The sequence below is a fragment of the Flintibacter muris genome, assembly GCF_943192995.1.
Lineage (GTDB): Bacteria > Bacillota > Clostridia > Oscillospirales > Oscillospiraceae > Lawsonibacter > Lawsonibacter muris.
Window position 1 is genome coordinate 1 of the sequence record NZ_CALPCP010000009.1, and the last position, 15,365, is coordinate 15,365.

At 60.9% G+C, this 15,365-nt stretch carries 16 protein-coding genes and 1 riboswitch; of the genes, 7 read left to right on the forward strand and 9 right to left on the reverse strand.

Annotation, left to right across the window (positions count from 1 at the left end; all coding sequences use genetic code 11):
- Positions 1-223 precede the first annotated feature (223 nt).
- The 3 genes from rpsF to rpsR are packed head-to-tail and all read left to right on the forward strand — an operon-like array spanning position 224 to position 1,302.
- Positions 224-520: a 30S ribosomal protein S6 gene (gene rpsF, locus NFS22_RS09300; RefSeq protein ID WP_251317497.1), complete on the forward strand. Its 297-nt coding sequence runs from the start codon at positions 224-226 to the stop codon at positions 518-520.
- A gap of 12 nt (positions 521-532) precedes the next feature.
- Positions 533-1,018: a single-stranded DNA-binding protein gene (locus NFS22_RS09305; RefSeq protein ID WP_251317499.1), complete on the forward strand. Its 486-nt coding sequence runs from the start codon at positions 533-535 to the stop codon at positions 1,016-1,018.
- Between the two features lie 44 nt (positions 1,019-1,062).
- The gene (gene rpsR, locus NFS22_RS09310; RefSeq protein ID WP_420908857.1) at positions 1,063-1,302 is read left to right on the forward strand and encodes a 30S ribosomal protein S18; all 240 of its coding nucleotides are present in this window, start codon (positions 1,063-1,065) and stop codon (positions 1,300-1,302) included.
- A 167-nt stretch (positions 1,303-1,469) separates the two neighbouring features.
- On the opposite strand, the gene NFS22_RS09315 is transcribed toward rpsR, so the two are convergent.
- From NFS22_RS09315 to NFS22_RS09330, 4 genes are all read right to left on the reverse strand, one after another.
- The gene (locus tag NFS22_RS09315) at positions 1,470-1,655 is read right to left on the reverse strand and encodes a hypothetical protein (protein WP_251317502.1); all 186 of its coding nucleotides are present in this window, start codon (positions 1,653-1,655) and stop codon (positions 1,470-1,472) included.
- A 20-nt stretch (positions 1,656-1,675) separates the two neighbouring features.
- A complete protein-coding gene (locus NFS22_RS09320) occupies positions 1,676-2,680 on the reverse strand; it encodes an ATP-binding protein (RefSeq protein WP_251317503.1) in 1,005 nt (334 codons plus the stop codon).
- A gap of 1 nt (position 2,681) precedes the next feature.
- Complete coding sequence (locus NFS22_RS09325) at positions 2,682-3,635, reverse strand: DnaD domain protein (protein WP_251317505.1); 954 nt, start codon at positions 3,633-3,635, stop codon at positions 2,682-2,684.
- A 99-nt stretch (positions 3,636-3,734) separates the two neighbouring features.
- Positions 3,735-4,274: an ECF transporter S component gene (locus NFS22_RS09330; protein ID WP_251317507.1), complete on the reverse strand. Its 540-nt coding sequence runs from the start codon at positions 4,272-4,274 to the stop codon at positions 3,735-3,737.
- Positions 4,275-4,419: 145 nt separating this feature from the next.
- Positions 4,420-4,536, reverse strand: a riboswitch (FMN riboswitch).
- A 291-nt stretch (positions 4,537-4,827) separates the two neighbouring features.
- Between NFS22_RS09330 and NFS22_RS09335 the strand changes: the two genes are divergently transcribed.
- Complete coding sequence (locus NFS22_RS09335) at positions 4,828-5,769, forward strand: AEC family transporter (RefSeq protein WP_251317508.1); 942 nt, start codon at positions 4,828-4,830, stop codon at positions 5,767-5,769.
- Between the two features lie 129 nt (positions 5,770-5,898).
- Positions 5,899-7,056, forward strand: a complete 1,158-nt coding sequence (gene spoIIP, locus NFS22_RS09340) for a stage II sporulation protein P (RefSeq protein ID WP_251317509.1) — start codon at positions 5,899-5,901, stop codon at positions 7,054-7,056.
- A 141-nt stretch (positions 7,057-7,197) separates the two neighbouring features.
- Here spoIIP and prfB read toward each other — a convergent pair whose 3' ends face one another.
- The gene (gene prfB / locus NFS22_RS09345) at positions 7,198-8,319 is read right to left on the reverse strand and encodes a peptide chain release factor 2 (protein ID WP_251317510.1); all 1,122 of its coding nucleotides are present in this window, start codon (positions 8,317-8,319) and stop codon (positions 7,198-7,200) included.
- Positions 8,320-8,458: 139 nt separating this feature from the next.
- On the opposite strand from prfB, the gene NFS22_RS09350 reads away from it, so the two are divergent.
- Together NFS22_RS09350 and NFS22_RS09355 are read left to right on the forward strand one after the other, a co-directional pair.
- The gene (locus tag NFS22_RS09350) at positions 8,459-8,755 is read left to right on the forward strand and encodes a hypothetical protein (protein WP_251317511.1); all 297 of its coding nucleotides are present in this window, start codon (positions 8,459-8,461) and stop codon (positions 8,753-8,755) included.
- Between the two features lie 3 nt (positions 8,756-8,758).
- Entirely contained in the window at positions 8,759-9,190 is a 432-nt protein-coding gene (locus NFS22_RS09355) for a hypothetical protein (RefSeq protein ID WP_251317512.1), read from the forward strand.
- Positions 9,191-9,375: 185 nt separating this feature from the next.
- On the opposite strand, the gene NFS22_RS09360 is transcribed toward NFS22_RS09355, so the two are convergent.
- From NFS22_RS09360 to NFS22_RS09375, 4 genes are all read right to left on the reverse strand, one after another.
- On the reverse strand, positions 9,376-11,229 hold the full coding sequence (locus tag NFS22_RS09360) for an S-layer homology domain-containing protein (RefSeq protein WP_251317513.1): 1,854 nt from the start codon (positions 11,227-11,229) through the stop codon (positions 9,376-9,378).
- Positions 11,230-11,432: 203 nt separating this feature from the next.
- A complete protein-coding gene (locus tag NFS22_RS09365) occupies positions 11,433-12,683 on the reverse strand; it encodes an ABC transporter permease (RefSeq protein WP_251317514.1) in 1,251 nt (416 codons plus the stop codon).
- Complete coding sequence (locus NFS22_RS09370) at positions 12,680-13,417, reverse strand: ABC transporter ATP-binding protein (protein WP_277614758.1); 738 nt, start codon at positions 13,415-13,417, stop codon at positions 12,680-12,682. Before NFS22_RS09370 ends, NFS22_RS09365 begins: the two co-directional genes overlap by 4 nt.
- A gap of 13 nt (positions 13,418-13,430) precedes the next feature.
- On the reverse strand, positions 13,431-15,080 hold the full coding sequence (locus tag NFS22_RS09375; protein ID WP_251317515.1) for an efflux RND transporter periplasmic adaptor subunit: 1,650 nt from the start codon (positions 15,078-15,080) through the stop codon (positions 13,431-13,433).
- Between the last annotated feature and the right edge of the window lie 285 nt (positions 15,081-15,365).

Sequence of the window (15,365 nt, forward strand, 5' to 3'; positions counted from 1 at the left end):
TGACGGTCGTATGTATAAAAAAATTAGGTTACACTCGGTCGTTTGACCTTGTGTAACCTAATATTAACGCCTGCCAAAGAACCTAATATTAACGCCTGCCAAAGAAACACTTGACTTTTCAACAAATTCCGGTATAATAATTAAGCCTGTCTCCAGCTGGAGGCAGCTATCCTTGCTCCCGGAGGGGTTTCGGGGGCCATATGTCCATAAGGAGGTGCAAAACATGGCAAAAATCAATGCGAACTACGAGGCGATTTATATCCTCAAGCCCGACCTGAACGAAGAGCAGATCAAGGCTCTGGTTGAGCGGTTCAAGGGCGTGGTGGAGGCGAACGGCACTGTGTCCGAGATCGACGAGTGGGGCAAGCGCCGGCTGGCCTATCCCATCAACGATCTGATGGAGGGATACTACGTGCTGATGACCTTCACTGCCGCCGCCGCCGTCCCCGCTGAGCTGGACCGTATTTTCCGGATCACCGACGGCGTGATGCGCTCCATGATCGTCTGCAAGGACGAGTAAGGGGGAGCAACAGTGCTGAACAAGATTTTCATTATGGGCCGTCTCACCCGGGACCCGGAGCTGAGACGCACCCAGACCGGCACTCCGGTGGCATCCTTTTCCCTGGCTGTTGACCGGGATTTTCGGGACAAGTCAACCGGCGAGCGAGCCACCGACTTTATTGATGTGGTGGCCTGGCGGCAAACCGCCGAGTTTGTCAGCCGGTATTTTTCCAAGGGCCGTATGGCCGTGGTGGAGGGCCGGCTTCAGATTCGGGACTGGACCGACAAGGAGGGCGGCAAGCGCCGCTCCGCCGAGGTAGTGGCGGACAATATCTACTTTGGTGACTCCAAGCGGGACGGTGACGGCGGGGGCTATTCCACCGGCTATCACCAGGGCGGGAGCTATTCTTCCGCACCCGCCGCGCCCGCCGACCCCTTCGGCGGCTATGGCGCTCCCCCCGCGGACGGCGATCAGTTCGCTGAGCTATCAACTGACGACGGCAATCTGCCGTTTTGACTTTGACCAGTTAAGGTCGTAAAAAGGAGGTTAATTCCATGGCTATGGAACGCGACAACAAGCCCATGCGGGGCCGTAAGCGCCGCAAGGTCTGTGCTTTCTGCGCCGACAAGGTGGAGCAGATCGACTATAAGGACGCCGCCAAGCTGCGCCGGTTCACATCCGAGCGGGCCAAGATTCTGCCCCGCCGCACCACCGGCACCTGCGCCATGCATCAGCGCCAGCTGACTGAGGCCATCAAGCGTGCCCGCCAGGTCGCCCTGCTGCCCTACGTCACTGACTAATAGAAGAAGCACAGCCCCCTTCGCTGTGTACCGCCCAGGTTGTGTGGACAGCGCAAAAAGGCCCTGTGGTAGGAAGTATGAAGTTTTAAGTGGAGAGGCGTCGCGCAAGCGGCGCTTCTCCACTTTTCAGCTGGATGCGCTCATGATTGTAGAAATAAATCAAATTGTCAATCAATCATAGACCGTTGTGTCTTTCCTCTGGGGCGGAGACAGGACCGTTCCATACCCTCCACATCCGCAAACTCGGCGACGGTGATCGAACGGAAAACGACCGTGAACAGCGCCCCGAGCTTTCTCTCCAGGCGGTCCAGGGCGGCAGCGGCCACTTTTGCCTCACCCGTTTTGATTTTCAAATTTATGGCCCGTCCTGGGTTCACATCCGGTTTTTCCGCAGCAGCCGGATATCGTCCCCGAAGAAATGCAGGACGTGGTACTCCCCGTCCAGGCGGGAGACGATCTGGGGGGCGTAGCGTTGGGCGGCCTCCTCCATAGACAGGTTGGAGGAAATCACCGTCCGCCGGTCCGCTGCCAGCCGGGTGTTGACCAGCTCATACAGGGCGGATTGAGTAAACTGGGTGGTCAGCTCACTGCCCAGGTCGTCCAGGATAAGCAGGTCACAGTTGAGGTAGCGGCGGGTCTCATCCCGGGCGTCCAGACCGTCGGGGCTGTCCCGGAGGAATTTTCGGGCCTCAAACTGGGCGAAAATGTTCCCCGCCGTGTCGTACACCACAGAAAATCCGTTTTCAGATACGGTGCGGGCAATGCAGGCGGACAGGAAGGTTTTTCCCAGTCCCGGCGGGCCGGAGAGGAACAGGTTTTTGATGGCGAAGCGGCCAAACTTGGTGGCGTAGTTCAGGCAGACATCATAGACCAGCTCCATATTCCCTCTGGGGGAGGTACCTCTGCCTGGGTAGGGGGTCTGGCTGTAGTAGTCCAGGCGGAAGGTGTCGAAGGATTGCTCCCCCAGGTCCAGCAGCTTGGACAGCTCCTTAATCTGCTCCTGGGTACACAGCTCTTTCAGGCAGCGGCACATTTTAGCTCCCTGCCAGCCCCGGTCTTTGCACAGGGGACAGGCGGGCCTGTCGTCCAGGGCGTCTTCGGGCAGGCCAAGCCCCCCCAGCAGGACAGCCCGCTCCCGCCGCAGGTCCTGGTTCTCTTCCCGCACAGCCTTTACGGCCTGGACGGGATCGCCCCCCTGGCGGAGGGCGGCGGCCACCAGGCCGGCCATGGTGCCCTGGATGCGGCGGTCCAGTTGCTCCAGCCGGGGCTCCCGCTCATAGGCTTCCAGCCGCAAGCGCTCGGTTCTCTCCCGGCGGCGGCGGGACTCGTCCTCCAGCCGCTGGGCGGCCCGGTGCAGTACGTTAGCGTCGTATGGCACGTTAAGATCCCTCCTGTTTCATTTGCTCCATCAGGCGGCGCATGCGCTCCATGTCCTCCCTGGCCCGCTGCTCCTGGCCAGGGGAGGGAGGGGGCGCTGCCTTCTGCCCTCCCCCGGCCCGGACGGGCCTGAGGTCCCGGTCCCCCGCCCGGACGGCGGCGGCGGTGTGCAGCCCCTTCTCATGCCAGCGGCGCAAAATCCCGTTCATATAGCCCCAGTCCATAGACTGCTTTTTCAAAACCGTCCGCTCATAGGCCATGCGGATGGCCTCATCCTCAAAGCCCATGTCATCCCAGGCGGCAATGTAGTCCTTCTCCCGCTGGACCAGGGGGCGGGGGGAGATATCCAGCAGGCAGAGCACCTCGGTCTCCCGGCCCCGAAGGCGGGTGAGCTTTTCGATGTGTTCCTCCGCCCGCTCCATGGTGTCCACCCCCCGGCGGGCCCAGATGAAGCCCTCCTTCCGAATCTGGGACAGGAAGGGCTTGCGTCCGGGGCCGTATTTTCGGGCCACCTCCTCAATGCACCAGCCCACCAGCATAAGGATGACCTCGGCGGGGAGGGCCAGGTGGTCGTAGAGGGTATACAGGCTCTTTAAATCGGCGGTGGACAGCCGCTTGCCCAGCCGGCGTTCCACCTCGCCCGCCAGGGCGGGGAAGGTGGAGGCGTTGTCTGCCAGGGCCTGGGTGATGTCCTCGGTGGAGTAATCCGGGGGCGGCTCCTCCTGGACGGGGGGCTCTGGGGGGGCGGCGGGGAGCTCCGGGGCCAGCCCCTGGCTTTTCAGCTGTTCCAAGGCGCTCTGAAAGCGGGCGTCCGTCCATTTGAGCCCCTCCGTGTTCCCGCAGCGGAGCAGCCGGAGATACAGCAGGGCGGCGTCGCCGCTGTCCAGCTTCAGCAGCCGGTCTGCCGCCTGAGCGGTCATGGCCAGAACCTCGCCGGGAAGAAATGTCTGGGACATGGGCGCCGCCCTCCTTTCCAACACTGTTTCGTGTTTTGATATTGTACAACAAAATTGGCCCCGCGTCCATCCTTTTTCAAAACTCCCGCCTGCCGGGCGCTAATTTTGGGCGGCCCGCCCCAGCGCGGATAGGGCTGGTTTGTACAGAAGGATCGTAATTGCCGCGTTCAGTCCCCCTTTGATAAAATTAAAGGGCAGAAAGGCCGGAAGAAGCAGCTTTACCACTTCTTCTCTAGGGACCCCCATATAGAGCGGCGTGAGAAGCCAATTCCAAAGCATCATGGCTGAAACCATACAGCCCCACCCACACAAAAGCCCGGCCGCAGCGCCACAAAATCCGCGCTTTTTTTGATGGACAAGCGCTGTGGTACAGGCGAAAGAACAGCTGGAAATGACATTCATAAAAAATCCCAGTATGCCGGTTTCGCTGAGGGTGAACATTTCGATCAGAGAGACAACCCCCGCCATCCAGAACGAGGCAAGCGGCCCAAAGAGCAGACCGCTGATGGCGATGACGCTGTCCTTGGGGTCGTATTTCAAAAACAGAACCAGGGGGACGCGTCCCACCGCCGCTGCCCCATAGGCCAGCGCGCACAGCATGCCGATTGTAGTAAGTTTCCTTGTGTTTCCCTTCATCATAAAGACCTCCTGAAAAAATTAACACCTGAACAGGACGGACTGCCTTTCAGGTGTTGATTGATCAGGTGTATTGAAAACGTCAACAGAGCGGGCGGCACGGGATGGAAAAAGAGCGCGGAGGCCAGAGCGGACCCTGACCGTTTCAACACACCTTCTTCAAATCCAGACTGTACTGTCGGTTTTGGAGTTGCACCAAATCAGCATGTTCATGCTCGCGGACTTTACCGCCGATCGGGAATTTCACCCTGCCCTGAAGACATCATCACTATTCAGTTGTCAGCAGCAGTATATCAGACAAGGAGAAAATTGTCAATTCAACGGATGAAATAGACATAGAAATCAATTTTGCTGCTGCAGGGCGCGACGACCCCGGCGCGCCGTTGGCAGCAACTGCCAACCTGCGGCGGGCCGAGTCGTCCCGCCCTGCAATATGGCGGTCAATCTGATAATCACTATCAATTTATTTGTGGGACAGGCCGGAAAAATAACCCTTCCGAATCCGGCGGCGATATGATAAACTGAACTGACACACAAAAAAGGGAGGGCGGGGCCTGTGGAAAATTTTATCGTATCCATCCGCTGTATTACCCCGGTGCTTCTCACCATGTGCCTGGGTATTTTGATTCGGGCCTGCGCCAGGTTCCCCGAGGAGTTGTACGGGCAGCTGAGCACGCTATGCTTTCGGTTTCTTCTGCCCTTTCAGCTGTTTTACAACATCTACAGCGCCAAGATGGAGGGGGCCTTTTCCCCCAAGCTGCTGTTGTTTCTGGAGGCGGGGGTGCTGATCTGGTTTTTGGTGAACTACGCCTTTTTCTGCGGAGTGGTGCCGGATCGCAGAACGCGGGGCGCTTACATCCAGAACTCCTTCCGTTCCAACATCGCGGTGGTGGGGGTGTCTTTGGCCCAAACCATGATGGGCGGCGGACCCGGGGTGGCGGCCATGTCCATTGCCACGGCGGTGCTGGTGCCCACCTATAACGTGCTGGCGGTGATTACGCTGGAATCCTGTCGGGGCGGCAAGGCCCGGCCGGATGAGACGGTAAAGCAAATTTTAAAAAACCCTCTGATTCGGGCCTGCCTTCTTGGGGTGGTATGCCTGGGACTGGGTATCCGTTTGCCGCAGCCGGTGGACCAGGCGGTGAAAAATATAGGCAGCGCGGGCAGCGTGATGACCCTGGTAGCCCTGGGCGCCTCCCTGCGGCTGGAGGGGGCGCGGAAAAACATCAGGCGGATTATTTTCTGCAACGTCCATCGCCTGGTGCTCACCCCTCTTGTCATGCTCACAGCGGCCTGCCTGATGGGCTTTCGGGGGGATGCTCTGGCAGTCATTCTCATCTGCGCCGGTACGCCCACCGCCACCACCTCCTACCCCATGGCCCTGGCCTGTGACAGCGACCATGAGCTGACAGCCCAGGCTGTGGTAACCACGTCCCTGTTTTTCTGTCTGAGCATGCTTTTGTGGATCTTTGCCCTCAAGCAGATGGGGTTGATGTAGAAAGAGCCGCCCAAAGGGCGGCTCTTTTTCTGTCATGTTTCCGCTTTGCCCCTCATATAGTGGACTGGACTGAACGCACACGGATGCGCAAAGCGCGTCTTTTTCCTACACAGGATAAGGAGTGGTACTATGGGGAACAAGGCTGGACGGGCCCTGCGCCGGGGGGTGGCGCTGGGGCTGGGACTGGTGGCGGCCTGGGGCGTGAGCCTGACGGCGGACCTGGGAGATATGGGCGGACGGCTGAGGTCGCTGGGGGAGCAGCCAACTCTGGCAGTCTCCCTGATGGCCTCCCAGCTGGGGGAGCTCCCCGGCAGGGAGAAGGGTTTGACAGGCTGGAGCCGCCTTCTGCTGGACAGCTCCCCCCTTTTAAAGCTGGGGGAGGGGCCGGTCATGGAGCTGCGGGCGGGCAGGGAGGACCCGGCACCTGATACGCCGGAGGTGCCCGAGCCTCCGGACAGCGAAGACGAGGAGCAGCCTGATCTCCGCCCCTCCCGGGAGAGCGAGGGCATTGTGGAGATGACCGGACAGGGCAAGGAGGGGTCTCAATACCTGTCTGAAGGCGGGGTGTATGTCTACAACCGTACCGGCCTGGACCTGGACTCCTCCCTGCTGGGAGAGGGGACGGTGGATGTTACGCTGGGGGAGGGCCCCCAGATTCTGATTGTCCACACCCACGGCAGTGAGGCCTACTCCATGAGCGACGGTGATACCTATGAGGAGAGCGACCCCTACCGCACCACCGACTGCACCCACAACGTGGTCCGGGTGGGAGAGGAGATGGCCACCGTCTTCCGGGCCTACGGCTTTCAGGTAATTCACGATACCACCCTGTGCGACTATCCCGCTTACAACGGGGCCTATGACCGCTCCAAGGCGGTGGTAGAGCAGTGGCTGGAGCAGTACCCCTCCATCAAAGTGGTGCTGGACGTCCACCGGGACGCCCTGGTGGGCAGCGAGGGGGAGGTGTACAAAATGGTGTCTGTTGAGGCTGGGCAGAAGGTGGCCCAGGTGATGATCGTGCTGGGTACCGACGCCGGCGGAGCCAGCCATCCCCGTTGGAAGGACAACATGGCCTTTGCCCTGTGTCTCCAGCGCAACCTGGTAAAGGGCTACACCAGCTTGGTGCGCCCCACCGTCCTGCGCAAGAGCCGGTATAACCAGCAGCTCTCCCCCGGCTCCATCCTGGTGGAGGTGGGCGGCCACGGCAATACCCTCAGCGAGGCTATCGCCGGAGGACGGCTGTGGGCGGACAACGTGGCCCGGACGCTGTTAGAGATGAAAGGATGAAAAAGCCCGCCGGGGATGCCCCGGCGGGTAAACTATATCTTGGGTATATAGCTGTTAATTGCTATAGGGATATTAAAAACTTTTTATAACTATTTGTAATTTTGCCCTGACATTTTGCAATCTGTTTCAGCGGGGCCGTTTTTATTTGGCCGCCCAGTTTCCGGTGGCCTCGGCGGTGAGGTAGGCGTTGATAAAGCCGTCCAGGTCGCCGTCCATCACGGAGTTGATGCCGCTGGTCTCAAAGGCGGTGCGGTTGTCCTTTACCATCTGGTAGGGCATAAAGACGTAGGAGCGGATCTGGCTGCCCCACTCAATTTTCAGCTGAACACCCTTCAAGTCGGAAATTTTCTCCGCCTTTTCCTGCATTTGCAGCTCCACCAGCTTTGCCCGGAGCATTTTCATACAGTTGTCCTTGTTCTGGAACTGGGAGCGCTCTTGCTGGCTGGCCACCACCACGCCGGTGGGCTTGTGAATCAGGCGCACGGCGGAGGAGGTCTTGTTGACGTGCTGTCCACCCGCGCCGGAGGCCCGGTAAACCTGCATCTCAATGTCCTCGGGGCGAATTTCGATCTCCACGTCCTCGGGCAGGTCGGGCATGACCTCCACAGAGGCGAAGGAGGTCTGCCGCCGGGCGTTGGCGTCGAAGGGGGACACCCGGACCAGACGGTGGACACCGTGCTCCCCCCGCAGATAGCCGTAGGCGTTGTCTCCCTCGATCATAATGGTGGCCGACTTGATGCCCGCCTCGTCCCCCTCCTGGTAGTCCATAATCTGGTAGGTGAAGCCCCGGCGCTCGGTCCAGCGGGTGTACATACGGTAGAGCATCTGAGCCCAGTCCTGGGCCTCGGTCCCCCCTGCGCCGGGATGGATGGTGAGGATCACGTTGGAGCGGTCGTACTCCCCGGTGAGCAGGGTCTCCAGGCGGGCGGCCTCCATGTTGGTCTCCAGCTGGGAAAATCCCTCCTCCAGCTCGGGAATCAGGGACTCATCCTCAAACTCGTTGCCCATCTCGCACAGGGCCATTAAATCGTCCCACTGCTGCTGGCGCCTGTTCTGGCTGTCCACCTTGTCCTGGAGGTTTTTAATGCGCTGCTGCACCTTTTGGGCCTTGGCCAGGTTGTCCCAAAAGCCGTCGGCGGCGGATTCGGCCTGGAGCATATCCAGCTCCCGCTCCGCCCCCTCCAGGTCCAGGGCCTGAGCCAGCTCCTTCAGGGCGGGGGCCAGGTTGTTCAGCTTTACTTTATACTCGTCAAATTGGAGCATGTGTTTCCCACACTTTCTGATTTTATAGATTCAGCTTATTATATATGAGCAGAAGAGAAAAGTAAAGGGGATTTGCCCTTGCTTTTTCCCTTAAAATCGGTACAATAGGGTTATCCGATTTATAAAAGGAGCGTGTCCCATGGAGCGGAAGAAAAAACACTACCATGTGGTCAGAAAGAACAAGGCGGATACCAAGGCCCTGTTTCGGGGGATTGTATGCGGCTACCTGCTCTACCTGGCCTGGCAGCTGATCCGCAGCGGAGGCAGCGACCCCACCTTTCCGCCCTTTGTGGCCTGGCTGCTGGGCGGGGTGTTCATCCTGGCGTCGGCCGGCTTTGGCTTTTACACCTGGGGGGAATATCAGCAGGCCCTGAAGGAGGCGGAGCTTACCCCGGAGGAGGAGGAAGAGCTCCGCCGGGAGCGGGAGGAGGAGTAATCCATGACGCTTTTGGAGGAGATTCGCCGCCTGTATGAGGAATACTTTGCCGAATTTCAGCAGCTGGAGCAAAACCGCCGGCTGGGGGCCGGAGCCTTTGGGCTGAGCGGCGGCCCCCGGGACTACCCCTGCCACCAGCGCTTTGCCGGCGATCTGGAGCGGCTGCTCCAGCGGGCGGAAAACATCCCGTCGGACGAGGCGGCCCACATTTTGGACTACATCTGGTTCGCCCCTCAGGCCCGGGAGGACAGGCAGGACGCGGTCTACTGGATGCTGACGGCGGTCCACGGCATGACGGCGGAGCTTGCCGGCCGGCTGTCCTCCCCCCGGGCCGCCCAGCTGCTGGACCGCTACCAGCGGGCCTATCCCCGCCGGGAACAGCTCCCGGTCCAAAAAAAGGTGGCCGCCGTTTTGAAAAAGCGGGCAAAGGCTTAAAAAGCCTCCCTCTTTGAGGGCGGTGGCACGGCGAAGCCGTGACGGAGGGAGTTTACACAGGAAAAGCTGCAAAATTCTTTCGTTTTACTCCCTCAGGGAGGGAGCCTAAAAGGACAAGCACGAGTTTTTTGACATATTGAAGCGCCCTGTGCCAACCGGCACAGGGCGCTCTTTGCTGCTGACGCTTATTTCACTACGATAATCCGGATTCGTCCTCCCTCAGACTCCGCCTTGTCGTACCAGCCGGTGATATCGCCGCCGCTTTCCGCCCGGGCCAGGCTGGACAGATAATATCTGCCGTCCCGGTACTCGTAGACAACCACGTCGTCCCACAGGGTGTACTTCTGATTGCCGGAAATCAGCTGGTTTCCGGTGATCTGCCCCGCCTTCGCAGCGGCGAGGGGAAACAGCCGTTCGGGTCTGGCGGGGTCGCCCAGGATGCGGACCGCCCCTGCGGTGGCCGGGAACCGGGTGGTACCGGAGAGGCTGTAGCTCACGCCGCCCACGTCGTACTGGTAGGCGTAGTACTTGCTCATCCCCTCGCCCTCCTCCTCAAAGCGGGTAATGATGCCATACTGATAGGCGTCGCCGGTGACGTCGTTGAGGATGAGGGTTTCAATCTCCCCCTGGGGGGTGAGGGAGTAATACTTCACCTTTCCGCTGTCCAGCTCCAGCCCGGCCAGGCGGGAGGGGCTGACCACCGCCCCCCGGTCCTCGCTCACGTCCAGAATTTGCGCCCCCTGGGCAAAGGTGTACTTGCCCAGCTTGGCCCCTTCGCTGTCCACCTTGCCGGACAGGGAGGCGTTGCTCAGTCCCCGGAGGGTGACCTCGCCGCTGCCGGCGGCCACCACCGCCCGGACAACGCTGCCCTTCCGGTAGCCGCCCCGGCTGGGGTACTGATAGGTCTGACCGTCGGCGGCCAGGAGAGTTACGGTCTGAGTGGTATAGGTTCCGCCGCTGCCGTCAGGGTAGGAGGCAGTTTCCACCGCGGTCACCACGCCCACCTGCTCGCCGGCGCTGGCGGAGACGTCAGCCACCGCGGCCACGCCGCCGCTTCGGCCCAGCAGAAGGGTAACCGTACTCCCCAGGCGGTACTGCCCCAGGTCGGACAGGGCGTAGGCGGCGGAGGAGCTCTCAATTTGATAGGTTCTGCCCGCCACCGTCACGGCGGTGGGCTCTGCTCCGGAGGGCTCAATGGCCTGGATCATCCCGGTGGCCTTTTTGGCGTAGGCCCAGAGGGTGCCCATAGACCGGTTCCAGTAGATCACATCATAATCCTGGATACTGGTCAGCAGGGCGGCGCTGCCGTTGCGGTACACCTTGCCGGGTGTGAACCCCAGGGAGGACTGCCAGCTGGAGCCCTGGGCCACTACCGGCCCCTCCATCTGGCCGTTGACCAGGGATACCACGTCCGGCTTGCCCGAGGCGTCCAGGCTGTGGCCCAGCAGCTGGATATAGGGCGCGCCCTCTTTGGTTTTGGCGGAGAGGAGATTGTAAAACAGATAGACCGCGTCCTGCCGGGTGAGCGCGGAGGAGGCCCCGGCGGCCGCCACCCCCTGGCTCAGCTTCAGGCTGTGGTACATGGACAGCTGGCCGGTGGGGAAGGCCCCGGAAAAGTCATCCGGCCCGTAGCCCAGCAGCGTAAGCACCATAGATGCCGCCTCAGCCAGCTTGATCTCCTGATCGGGGCGGAAGGTGCCGTCACTGAACCCGGAGGCCAGCCCGCGGGTCACTGCCGCCTCCACATAGCCGCTGGCCCAGTGGCTGCGGGGGACGTCCGGGTAGGGGGAGGTGGCCGCCTGGCCCACTCCGTCCCCGCCGGGGGCGGCCTTTACCAGCATGGTGACAAACTCCGCCCGGCTCACCTTGGCGGACAGGTTCAGATTCCCGCTCCCGTCCCCGTTCATGATGCCCAGGGCGGTCACCGCCTGGGCGGCGTCCTCCAGGGAGGGCGCCGCCCCCGCCGCCGAGGCGGGCAGGACCAGCGCCAGGGTCAGACAGGCCGCCAGAAGGGCGGCAGAAAAGCGTCTTTTTCTCATAATTCCCATTCCTTTCAAAAAATCTCTCTTGTCCCCGCCGAGAGGGGAGGCCCCCTTCGCAAAGGGGGCTCTCTGCGAAGCCAGATGGGGGTTTTCCACAAGAGACAGCTGTGTTTTTGTTGGGGAAAACCCTCCGTCACCGCCTTCGGCGGCGCCACCTCCCTTTGCGAAGGGAGGCTTTTCCCTGCGGGGGACACGAGGGCTCAATCGTATCTTAAAGCGTCAATGGGGTTCAATTTGGCCGCTTTATTGGCGGGCAGGTAGCCGAACAAAATGCCGATACCCACCGACACGCCAAAGCTCAATCCAATGGCCCCCAGGGTGGGGGTGGCGTTGAAGGTGATACCGCTGGTGCCCAGGCTGGCCACCAGCATACCGCCCAGCAAAGCCTCCAGGGCCTTGGCCAGCAGACAGCCAAAGGCAATGCCTAAAAGCCCGCCTATGGCGGAGGTGGTGCCCGCCTCAATGACGAACTGGCTGCGGATGTCCTTCCGCTTGGCCCCCAGGGACTTGCGCACGCCGATCTCCCGGGTGCGCTCGGTGACCGACACCAGCATGATGTTCATAATCCCGATTCCGCCCACCAGCAGGGAGATGGCGGCGATTGCCACCAGCACCCCCATGGCAACCCCCATCATGGCGTTGATCTGGTTGGCCTGCTCCGCCATGGTGGTGATGTAGAAGTAATCCCACATGCCGTCTTCGGTACGGAAAAAGTCGTTGAGATAGGCCTCGATAATCCTTTTGCCGGCGTCGGCGGTCTCGCCGGAGGTGCTGGTGAAGATGTACAAATTGACCCACCGGCTGCCCATAATCTCCAGGGCGGTGGTGTAGGGGATGTAGATCTGATCGTCCTGGCTGCCGGGGAGCATCTCCAGCTCGGCGTTGCGCTTGAGCACCCCCACCACCGTGAGGGGCCGGCCGTTGATGGAAAGCTGTTTCCCCAGGGCGTCTCCGTCAAAGGCTTCCTGTTCCAGATAGGCCCCGATGATGCAGATGTTTCCCCGCCGCTCCACGTCCATGTAGCTGACGAAGCGGCCCTTAGCCAGCTGCTCGCCGTCGATGGTGTAGCCGGTGGCGGCGTTGTACATGACCTCGCTGACGCCGTAGAGGTTGGTACGGTCGAATTTGTCGCTGCCGTGACGGACCACGGCATTGACCCCCAGATAGGGGGATACGCCGGTGAGAATGTCCGCGTTTGCCTCCACCATGTCATACATATCCTCCGGGCCGGGCAGCCTATCCGCCGTGCCGCCGAAGAACTGGGCCTGGATCATGTTGATGCCCAGCTTATCCACCTGCTGCTGGACCATGCCGGTCAGGCCGTTGCCCAGGGACAGGATGACGATGACCGCCCCCACGCCGATAATGATGCCCAGCATGGTAAGAATGGCCCGCATTTTGCTGGTGGTCAGCGACTTGATGGCCAGGCGGAAGGACTGGGTAAAGTTCATGCGCCCACCTCCTCTTCCTCGTCGTGGGGCTGGACTACCGCCCTGGGGTCGCGGGAATCCCCGTCGTAGATGATTTTGCCGTCCTGAAGGCGGACGATCCGGTCCGCCTTCACGGCGATAGAGTTGTCGTGGGTGATGAGGACCACCGTATTTCCCTCCCGGTGCAGCTGCTTGAGAAAGCCCAGCACCTCCCGGCCTGTGCGGGAATCCAAGGCGCCGGTGGGCTCGTCGGCCAAAATCAGGCTGGGGTCTCCGGCCAGGGCCCGGGCGATGGACACCCGCTGCTGCTGTCCGCCGGACAGCTGGGAGGGCAGGTTTTTCCCCTTGTCCCGCAGGCCCACCCGCTCCAGGGAACGCAGGGCCCGCTCCCGGCGCTCCTCGCCGGGCACCCCGGCGTAGAGCAGGGGCAGCTCCACATTCTCCAGCACGGTGAGCTTTGGGATCAGGTTGTACTGCTGAAAGATGAAGCCCAGCATTTTGTTGCGGATCTCCGCCTGCTGGTCGTCATCCATGGTGGACACGTCCACGCCCCCCAGATGGTAGGTGCCCGAGGTGGGCACGTCCAGACAGCCGATAATGTTCATGGCGGTGGACTTTCCTGACCCGGAGGAGCCCACAATGGCCACAAACTCCCCCTGGTCAATGGTCAGGTCCACCCCGTCCAGAGCGTGGACCGTCTCCGAGCCCATCTGGTATATTTTGTAGACGTTTTTCAGTTCAATGAGGTGTTCCAACGTGATCGACCTCCTAGGACACAACGACGCTTCCGCCGCCCGCGCCGCCTGACATTCCGTCCTGGGCCTGGGCGGGCACCAGAACTGTGTCCCCCTCGCTCAGGCCAGAGGTGATTTCCACATAGTCCCCGTCACCCCCGCCCAGGGTGACGGACTGCTCTTCCACCTGAGCGGGGTCAACAATGGTGACACCGTCCTCAGCCAGGCAGCCCTCCAGAGGGACCAGCACCGTGTCTCCCCGCTGGACCGCCGACGCCGGGATGGACAGCACGTTTTCCGCCCGCTCCACCACAATATCGGCGGACACGTTCATGCCCGGGTTCAGCCCGCCGTATTCCTTCAGCAGAATGGTGGCAGGGTAGGTGGTAAAGCCGTTGGTGGTGGTGCCGTTGATGCTCACCCGGTCCACCTCGCCCAAAAAGACCTCGCCGGGGATGGCATCGGCGGTAATCTCCACTGTCTGCCCGGCCTGGACCTTGCTCAGGTCCAGCTCGCTGATGTTCATCTCCAGCTTTAAGTAGCTCAAGTCGTAGATGACAGCCAGGGAGCCCGATTCAATGTTGTTTACATTGTCTCCGGCCTTCACGTTCTTTTCAATGACGGTTCCCGAGATGGGAGCGGTAATGGTGTAATTTTCCAAAGTATCCTGGGCCCGCTGGAGGGAGAGCCGGGCGTTCTCCAGATTGATGGACAAATCCTCCAGAGAGCTCTGGGCGGCGGTCCCGCCCAGGGTAACCAGAGCGGACCCGACGGACACCCTGCTTCCCACAATAACGGACACATCCGTGACCTCGCCGCTGGCCTGGGCCGTCACGGTCTGGCGCAGGGCCTCCTCAAAGCCGGCGCTGCCGGCGCAGGCGATATCCCCCACCTGGGCGGTGGCGGAGTTAGCCGAGGTGAGGGCTCCGGGGTTGCTCACCCGGATCTTCACATGGCGCACCAGGGCCCCGCCCGCCCCCACCAGCTCAGCGGAGGACACCGACTCCACCGTTCCGGGCAGGGTCTCCAGGGTTCCGGCAATGGTCACCTGGGCGGACTGCCCGGCGGAGATACGCTGGGCGTCGGCGGCGTGGAAGGGCAGAGTTACCGTCAGGGTAGCGGTATCCGCCACCTCGGCTATGGGGGTGCCAGGGGAGACCAGATCACCCTTCTGCACCAGCACACTCTGGACCACCCCGGCTCCGCCCGCCCGGACGGTGAGGTTGGCGGCCAGATCGTCATAGCTCTTTTGAGCCTGACGGACGGCCAGCTCCGCCTGCTGGATGCTCATCTCCGCGTCCTTGGCGTCCAGGCGGTAGAGCACATCCCCCTTTTCCACCCGGTCACCCACCTCAAAGGGGGCCTCCAGCACCTCGCCGGTGACCAGGGGCTTGAGGTAGTAGGAATCAATGGGGGTGACGGTGCCCGTCCCGGAGACGGAGACCGTCAGGTCCCGCCGCTGAACACTGTCCGGGACAAACTGTCCGGCCAGCCCCGCGCCGCCCCCTCCCGGCTGTTTGATGAAAAACCAGTATACACCGCCCAGTATCACAGCGGCAATCACGCCGCGCCTGAGCCATTTTCTCCCCTTCTTGCCCTTAGGCAAGCGGGGAACGGGCAGCTTGCGTTTTTTCTCCTTGGTTTCCTGCGCCGCCTCGGGCGTCAGAACAGACGTTGTTTCCATAACGGACCTCCTCTATTTGCACCGCCTGGGCGGTGAGTTTCGCACGGGTTATTGTACTGTGCGTTCCTTACATTTTTCCAAAGAATAGTTAAAATTTTCATTAAATTTTTCCAGCCACTATCCTACCCCCCAATCAGAAAGCCAGCGGTAAAGAAAAACGTAAAGATTTGGGAAAGATTTGTCCCTGTTTTACACCTTCCCGTAACTGGAAAGTCAAGGGAACTTTGCTATTATAAGTCTTAATTTTATAGAAATCAATATAAATTCGTTAAATTTAAGAAAAAG